The organism is Syntrophomonas sp. (genome assembly GCF_028707975.1).
Classification (GTDB): domain Bacteria; phylum Bacillota; class Syntrophomonadia; order Syntrophomonadales; family Syntrophomonadaceae; genus Syntrophomonas.
In genome coordinates, this window is sequence record NZ_JAQVZX010000083.1 from 1 (window position 1) to 8,394 (window position 8,394).

Annotated in this window: 7 protein-coding genes and 1 other annotated feature; all 7 genes read left to right on the forward strand. The window is 45.1% G+C overall.

From position 1 onward, the window contains the following. Nucleotides 1-240 precede the first annotated feature (240 nt). The 7 genes from thrS (at nt 241) to pheT (ending at nt 8,205) form a co-directional block, all read left to right on the forward strand. A complete protein-coding gene (gene thrS / locus PHP87_RS09505; RefSeq protein WP_299920652.1) occupies nt 241-2,148 on the forward strand; it encodes a threonine--tRNA ligase in 1,908 nt (635 codons plus the stop codon). A gap of 225 nt (nt 2,149-2,373) precedes the next feature. Continuing rightward, on the forward strand, nt 2,374-2,913 hold the full coding sequence (gene infC, locus PHP87_RS09510; RefSeq protein WP_299920654.1) for a translation initiation factor IF-3: 540 nt from the start codon (nt 2,374-2,376) through the stop codon (nt 2,911-2,913). Next, nucleotides 2,913-3,107 carry a 50S ribosomal protein L35 gene (gene rpmI, locus PHP87_RS09515; RefSeq protein ID WP_299920656.1) on the forward strand — a complete coding sequence of 65 codons (195 nt, stop codon included), beginning with the start codon at nt 2,913-2,915 and terminating at the stop codon, nt 3,105-3,107. The genes infC and rpmI overlap by 1 nt, the downstream gene beginning before the upstream one ends. 133 nt (nt 3,108-3,240) lie before the next feature. Then, nucleotides 3,241-3,597, forward strand: a complete 357-nt coding sequence (gene rplT / locus PHP87_RS09520; protein WP_299920659.1) for a 50S ribosomal protein L20 — start codon at nt 3,241-3,243, stop codon at nt 3,595-3,597. A gap of 97 nt (nt 3,598-3,694) precedes the next feature. After that, nucleotides 3,695-4,534, forward strand: coding sequence for an RNA methyltransferase (locus PHP87_RS09525; RefSeq protein ID WP_299920662.1), 840 nt, complete (start codon nt 3,695-3,697; stop codon nt 4,532-4,534). Nucleotides 4,535-4,692: 158 nt separating this feature from the next. After that, nucleotides 4,693-4,930, forward strand: a binding site (T-box leader). A 42-nt stretch (nt 4,931-4,972) separates the two neighbouring features. Then, complete coding sequence (gene pheS, locus PHP87_RS09530) at nt 4,973-5,995, forward strand: phenylalanine--tRNA ligase subunit alpha (RefSeq protein WP_299920664.1); 1,023 nt, start codon at nt 4,973-4,975, stop codon at nt 5,993-5,995. Nucleotides 5,996-6,150: 155 nt separating this feature from the next. Beyond that, entirely contained in the window at nt 6,151-8,205 is a 2,055-nt protein-coding gene (gene pheT, locus PHP87_RS09535) for a phenylalanine--tRNA ligase subunit beta (protein WP_299920666.1), read from the forward strand. The last annotated feature ends 189 nt before the right edge of the window (nt 8,206-8,394 follow it).

An 8,394-nucleotide genomic window follows, 5' to 3' on the forward strand; every position in this document is an offset into this window, starting at 1 on the left:
GTTATGGCAGGGCAGTCGCATTTTGCTGCTTAAGCACCCCTGGATTCATTATTACTGGTGTTTCTGTTCTTTGGTATGGGGATAAATAAGAAAAGGAAAGCAGGCAAAAGAACCGTCCCCATGCCTGATGGGGATAAATAAGAAAAGGAAAGCAGGCAAAAGAACCGTCCCCGTGCCTGCGCCCGTGCCTGCGCCCATGCCTGCGATGAGGCGTGATAGTATAATTTGGGAGGAATTTAAATGATATCCATCAGATTGAAAGACGGGAGCCAGCGGGAATATCCGGAAGGCATAAGTCTTTTGCAGGTTGCGGAAGATATCAGCCCTAAACTGGCCCAAAATGCAATGGCAGCTGTTTTTAACGGCAAAATATCTGATTTGAATAGCCAGGTCAAGGAAGACGGTTGCCTGGAACTGCTTGATTTCGAAGATGAAAGAGCCCGTGAGGTTTACCGGCATTCTTCCGCTCATGTCATGGCCCAGGCGGTAAAAAGATTGTGGCCGGAGAGCAAGCTGGCGATAGGTCCGGCTATTGACAAGGGATTCTATTATGATTTTGACAGCGGACATACCTTTACTCCGGAGGATTTTGCCGCCATCGAAGAAGAAATGAAACGGATTATAAAAGCCGATTATCCTATAGTTAGAAAAGAACTATCACGGGAAGAAGCCCTGCAGTTTTTTAGCGAGCATAGTGAGGATTACAAACTGGAATTGATTGAAGACCTTCCTGAAGATGCTGTAATCAGCACTTACCAGCAGGGTGAGTTTGTTGACCTCTGTGCTGGTCCGCATCTACCTTCAACCGGTCGTTTGAAAGCCATAAAGGTCATGAGCCTGGCCGGGGCTTATTGGCGGGGGAGTGAGAGAAACCCCATGCTACAGAGGGTTTATGCCACTTCCTTTCCTAAAAAGTCTATGCTCGATGATTACCTGCAAAAATTGGAGGAAGCTAAAAAACGCGATCACCGGCGCTTGGGAAGGGAACTGGGTCTGTTTGTGGTTTTAGACGAGGGCCCGGGATTTCCCTTTTTCCTGCCCAAAGGGATGGTTTTGCGTAATGAACTGGAGAATTTTTGGAGAGAGGAACACCGAAAAGCGGGTTACCAGGAGATACGCACCCCGATAATTCTTAGCCGGGAGCTGTGGGAGAGATCAGGGCACTGGGATCACTATAAGGATAATATGTATTTTACCACCATTGACGAGGGTGATTATGCCATAAAACCGATGAATTGCCCGGGAGGACTGCTGGTATACAAGCAAAACTTGCATAGCTATAAGGAACTACCTTTGCGGATGGGGGAAATGGGGCTGGTACACCGGCATGAAATGTCCGGTGTCTTGCATGGATTGATGCGGGTGCGGGCCTTCACCCAGGATGATGCCCATATATTCATGTTGCCGGAACAGATCATCGACGAAATCAAGGGAGTAATGGATCTGGTGGATCGTTTCTATAGTCTCTTTGGTTTTTCCTACCATGTGGAGCTCTCCACCAAGCCGGAGAATGCTATGGGCTCTGATGAAATCTGGGATGTGGCTACCAATGCCTTGATAAAAGCCCTGGAGGAAAGGAGCATGGAGTACAAAGTCAATGAAGGTGATGGGGCTTTTTACGGACCTAAGATCGATTTCCATCTCCAGGATTCACTGGATCGCACCTGGCAGTGTGGTACCATACAACTGGATTTTCAGATGCCGGAAAAATTCGATCTCACTTATGTGGGTGAGGATGGGGGAAAACACCGACCGGTAATGATTCACCGGGTTATATACGGTAGTATTGAACGCTTCATTGGCATTCTAACCGAACATTTTGGCGGTGCCTTTCCGCTGTGGTTGGCTCCGGTTCAAGTCCGGGTGCTGCCTATTACCCAGAGAAGCCAGGATTATGCTTCCCAGGTAGTGGCGGAACTGGAGCAGGCGGGTATAAGGGTAGAGGCTGATTTCCGCAGTGAAAAAATTGGCTACAAGATAAGGGAAGGGCAGTTGCAGAAGATACCCTATCTCCTGGTTCTGGGCGATCGGGAGGCAGAAGAGGGCACGGTGTCGGTTCGTCATCGTAAAGAGGGTGACCTGGGTGCCAAAGCGTTGCAGGAATTTAAGCAAACAATTAAGAAGGAGATTATGGATAAATTTCTTTAGTCGAATTATTGCATAAGACAGCCATTTATGGTATACTCCTTGGTGTATTTAAGCAGGAGCCATGCTTCTCACCTTACAACTATGGTTCGTAAGGTATTGGATAAGCGGATACTTTAACAGGAAATTAAAATTCCTGTTAAACAGTAAAGGCATTTCCAACAAGCGGGTTTTTGCGACCCGCTTTTTTTATTTTGATTAGGAGGTGGACTTCTCATCAGTAAGGATTTGAGGTTAAACGAGGAAATCCGGGTTAAGGAAGTGAGGCTCATTAGCGAAAGCGGTGAGCAATTGGGCATTGTTTCTATCCGTGATGCCATGGATCTGGCTCAGGGAAAAGAGCTGGACCTGGTGGAGGTGGCTCCTTCAGCCAAGCCCCCAGTTTGCCGTTTAATGGACTATGGCAAGTATAGATTTGAACAGAGTAAGAGGGAAAAGGAAGCCCGTAAGAAACAAAGGATAATTACCATTAAGGAAGTAAAAATGAGGCCCAATATTGAAGAACATGATTTTCAGGTCAAGGCTAAGAACGCTCGCAAATTCTTGAGTGGCGGGGATAAAGTCAAGTTGACCATTATGTTCAGGGGAAGAGAAATAACCCACCCGGAGATTGGAGAAAGATTGTCTCTTAAACTTACTGAGCAATTATCTGATATTTCAGCGATAGAAAAAATGCCCAAGGTTGAAGGAAGAAATATGGTAACTATTCTTGTACCGAAACTGGAACAGGAGAAGATCGAGAAAAAGGAAAAAAAGGAGGAAGCTTAATGCCCAAGATCAAAACCCACCGGGGTGCAGCCAAGAGATTCAAAAAGACCGGTACTGGAAAAATAAAAAGGTCAAAAGCCTATGCCAGTCATCTCCTGGGGGGTAAAAGTCCAAAAAGAAAGAGAAATCTCCGCAAGGCCGGTCTGGTAAGCGAGGCGGAAAACAGAGGGATATCTCGCTTAATCCCATATTAAATCTTTATTGAGAGTTACAACAACAATGAAAGATGAATCAGTGGGTGCTTGAACGAGGAGATGTACCAAGAATTGTTTTAATCCCACACTCCTTACCCCTCACTTTTTAATTAATTCTTAGGAGGTTTAGCTGATGCCAAGAGTAAAAGGTGGAGTCACCTCACATAAAAGACATAAGAAAATCTTAAAATTGGCCAAAGGATACCGGGGCAGCAAATCCAAGCTCTTCCGGGTAGCCAATGAACAGGTAATGAAATCCGGGCAATATGCTTATATTCATAGGAGATTGAAGAAAAGGGATTTTCGTAGACTATGGATTGCTCGCATCAATGCTGCCGCCCGTAATAATGGAACTACCTACAGCAGAATGGTTCATGGTCTGAAAGTGGCGGGAGTAGACATAAACCGGAAGTTATTGGCGGAACTGGCCATCAGTGACCCCCAGGGTTTTACCCAACTGGCCGAACTGGCCAAGAGAAACGTGCAATAAGAAGCGTGCAATAGAAATAAAAAATATGGCCCCGGGCCATATTTTTTTGCTTTTACGAAACTAATATCACTGCAAAAAGGAATAAATAATATTATGAATGTTGACGGAATGGGGCATTCTTTTAAAGAAATCAGGTGAGGTTTTGCTGGAGATAAGCTCAAAGGATAATCAAAAAATTAAATATGCTGTCAGGTTGAAACAGAAAAGCTTTAGAAAGCAGGAAACTTGTTTTCTTATTGAAGGCAGAAATATGATGGAAGAAGCTCTTAAACATCCGAAGCTACTACGACAGATTTTTGTTGAGCCCAAGTTTGCTGATGAATATATCGAGCTGAGCCAGCAGCACCCCGAATGGGAATGCTATATGGTGGATGAACGACTGATGAAGCATATTAGCGATACCGAAAATCCACCGGGAATTGTCGCGGTTTGCCAAATTCCTTCCTGGTCGGGGGTGGATTTTGGGTCAAAAAACGCTTTTTTGGTTTTTCTTGACCATATTGCTGACCCCGGGAATCTGGGCACTATTATTCGCAGCGGATGGGCCCTGGGAGCGGATGGGATTCTACTTAGCCCGGATTCGGTTGATCCTTTCAACCCCAAAGTAGTTCGAGCCAGTATGGGAGGTATTTTTAACATCCCGGTTTTACTTGATTTTCCAGTGGATGGCTTAAAATGCTTAAAGCAGAATGGCTACAAAATATTCTGCACTTCACTGCAAGCCAGGACAGAGATGTTTTCCCTTGATTTTACAGGTCCATCAGTTCTGACCATAGGAAGCGAATCACAGGGAGTGAGAAATGTAATAGAAAAGATCTGTGATAGCAGTTTCAAAATACCCATAAAGCCCGAAGTTGACTCTTTGAATGCAGCGGTAGCTTGTGCTATAATTATGCATGAGGCGTGGAAACAGAGACAGGGTTTTACCTTGTCTTGATTTTATAAATATGATACAATTTCCTTGAAGTTCGGCCCTCATAATAATTTGAAGGGTGGACCCAGACGATGAATTCAGCTGATAATCTATGGCATCTTTTTGAGCAATCCGGTTGTATACTGTATTATCTTCTCTATAAGATGTTTATAACTCAATAAGAAATCGCTGGGAACAGGATAAGTAACCTGCTGGAAGCCTTGCAGGGAGGCCGTACCGGAGACTGAAAGTATGGCCAGGAGGGAAAACAGGTGAATTCACCTGGGAGCAGTGGATTGAAATAGTAGTAGATCTCACCGGTAGCCACCGTTAAAGGGCAGCGAAGAGAATTAAACCGCATTAAGGATAGTGGTTTGATTAATAAGGGTGGTACCGCGGAACTAGGCTTTCGTCCCTAAGGGGAGGAAGGTTTTTTATTTTCTGCCAGGAGGTTTAGTTAATATGTTGAGGAAAATTGAGGCGATTAAAAAAGAATGCCAGCTCAGGCTATCCCAGGTTTCCAGTATGGAAGAGTTGAATGAGTTTAAAATCAAGACCCTGGGGCGCAAAGGTGAAGTAACCCTGTTATTGAGGGGACTAAAAGACTTGAGTGGGGAAGAAAAGGCCAGAGCCGGACGGGTAGCCAATGAACTTAAGCAAAATCTGGAGCAAATGCTGAAGGAGAAGATTGAAGCTTTTAAGCTTAATGAGCTGGAACAGAGATTGCTGCAGGAAAAAATCGATGTTACCTTGCCTGGACTTCCCCGACAGGGCGGAAGACAGCATCCCCTTACTCAAATTACCCAGGAAATACAGGAGATTTTTATCGGAATGGGTTTCACTATTGCTGAGGGACCTGAAATCGAATCGGATTATTACAATTTTGAGGCTCTGAATGTACCGCGGGATCATCCGGCCCGGGATATGCAGGATTCCTTCTACATCAGTGAAGAGCTGCTTTTGCGAACCCATACTTCGCCGGTACAGGTGAGAACCATGGAAAAAATGGCCCCGCAGATTCCCATAAAAATAATAGTACCTGGTAAAGTATACCGTAAGGATGACGATGCTACTCATTCCCCCATGTTTCATCAGGTGGAAGGTTTGGTAATTGACAGAAGAATTACTTTTGCTCATCTCAAAGGAACCCTGGTTCGCTTTGCCCATCAGATTTTCGGGGAAGATGTAACGGTTCGTTATCGCCCCAGTTTCTTTCCTTTTACCGAACCGAGTGCGGAAATGGACATCTCCTGTGTCATGTGCAAAGGGGAAGGCTGTCGGGTTTGTTCCCATACCGGATGGCTGGAGATTTTGGGAGCCGGAATGGTTAATCCCAGAGTGCTGCAATATGGAGGTTATGACCCGGAAGAGGTTACGGGATTTGCTTTTGGTATGGGTATTGAGCGTATAGCCATGTTGAAATATGGAATCAATGACCTGCGCTTGTTTTTTGATAATGATAAGAGGTTTTTGGCCCAATTTTAAAAAAGCACGCTTGACTCTACTGCAAAAACCTCTTTTTCTTGCATAAGGGTTGTGTAAATATACATGCGTAGACCGCGAACGGTATAAATATGTAAGTTAATACATATTTATAACTTTTTACAGTGGCATCACGTTTAAATTAGGAGGCTTAAGAAATGGGAGTATCCTTGAACTGGTTAAAAAAATATGTAGATATTGATTGGAGCCCGGAAGAACTGGCGCACCGCCTTACCATGGCTGGAGTAGCCGTTGAGGGGTGGCAGGAACAGGGCAGTGACACGGTCCTTGAATTGGACTTGACCCCCAATCGGGGTGATTGCCTGGGCTTGATAAACCTGGCGCGGGAAGTTTCCGCCCTGAACGCCCAAGAATTAAGAATTCCGGAAATAAAAATTAAGCCTGCTGTAGAGAAAGTTGAGGAATACATAAAGGTAGAAATCGTTGCTCCCGATCTCTGTCCCCGCTATGCCGCCCGGCTGGTGAAAAATGTCAGCATTAAGGCATCACCGGAATGGATGCAGGAAGCCCTGATTAATTCTGGTATCCGTCCCATAAACAACATAGTGGACATTACCAATTACGTGATGCTCGAGACCAACCAGCCACTGCATGCATTTGACTATAATCTCCTGGGGGACAAGAAAAGAATACTGGTCAGGCGTGCTGGAGACGGCGAAAAGTTTACTACCCTGGATGGAGTGGAAAGGGTACTGGATTCGGAAATGCTGGTTATAACTGATGGCAGTAAGGCGGTAGCCCTCGCAGGTATTATGGGGGGGGAGAATAGTGAGATTCAGGATGATACTTGCGATGTTTTGTTGGAATCAGCCAATTTTTTGGCTCCCAGCATTCGCAAAACCTCAAAAAGGCTTGGCTTAAGAAGTGATTCTTCGCTTCGTTTTGAAAAAGGAGCCGATATTGAAGGACTGATATATGCCTTGAACCGGACTGCCGCCCTGATGCAGGATTTAGCCGGCGGTGAGGTAGTGCAGGGGATCTGCGATATCTATCCCCAGCCCCGGAATCCCCTAAGTCTTACTTTGCGTCCGGAAAGGGTTGATTACTTGCTGGGTACCAGTATTAGCCCGGATGAAATCAAGCAATATTTACAAAGATTAAAATTTGGCATTAAAGAAGAAGATGGTCAGATTTCAGTTGATATTCCGTTCTATCGCCCGGATATTCAAATGGAAGTAGATTTGATTGAAGAAGTAGCCAGGCTTTATGGCTATGGTAATATACCTGCCAGCCTGCCTGAAGGTGAAAGCAGCAGTGGTGGCTTAAACTCCTATCAGAAATTCCGCCAACAGCTTAATGAAATTTTAGCCCAAAGTCTTTCTGAGGTTGTAAACTACAGTTTTATAAACCCGGCGGATTTTGACCTGCTTCTTTTGCCGGCAGATAGCCCATTGCGAAACGTAGTTAAGATTGCCAATCCCCTGTCGGAAGAACAAAGTGTTATGCGTACCCTGTTGCTGCCAGGATTATTGGAGACAATACAACGGAACCTCTCCCGTCAAAACCAGAATCTGGCCTTTTTTGAGATGGGGCAGGTCTTTATTCCGGCCAACGAGCTATTACCTATGGAAGAATTGAAGCTAGGAGCTATTGTGTCGGGGAAAAGCGAATTAAATTGGTTGAAACACCGCGTGGAATTGGAGTTCTTCTTTTTGAAGGGTATTATGGAAGATTTACTGCAACAGCTTGGGGTCATTGATTATGAATTCAAGGAGACCCAAAATCCTTCCTACCACCCTGGAAGAACTGCGTCCCTTTGGGTGAAGGATCAGGAGATAGCAGTGATAGGAGAGCTTCATCCCCTGGTCTTGGAGAACTATGATATTAAGGAAAGGGCTTCGGCTTTTGAATTGGATATAGAAAAGCTGTTCAGCTTGCTGGGTTCTAGCAAAAAAGTGGAATCCATAAGCCGATACCCGGCAGTAGAGAGAGATATTGCTATTCTCCTGGATCAGGAAATCAAAGCATCCCAGGTGATAAGCGTTATTAAAGGGATGAACAACCCACTGCTCTACAATCTCAAGCTTTTTGACCTGTATTCAGGAGCACAGGTTCCTAAAGGCAAAAAGAGCATGGCATTTAAAGCCATATTCCAATCTGCCGAGAGAACCCTGACTGATGCTGAAGTCAGCCACAGTATGGATAACCTTCTGGAACAACTGAAGAAGCAACTGGGGGCCGTTTTGAGATAGCCTTAAGGAGTATCCTGCAGGGATTCCCCAAGGGAATCCCTGCAGGCAAAAGTAGAGCTTTACTTGGTACAAGACTCGTTAATCAAACTTATTGCCGGGTTTTATTTCCTTTCGGGTCAGGTTTATAGCTTTGCAAACCTTTCTGAAAAGCCTCGATTATGGCCGGGCTTTCGTCCAAACGATATTTTC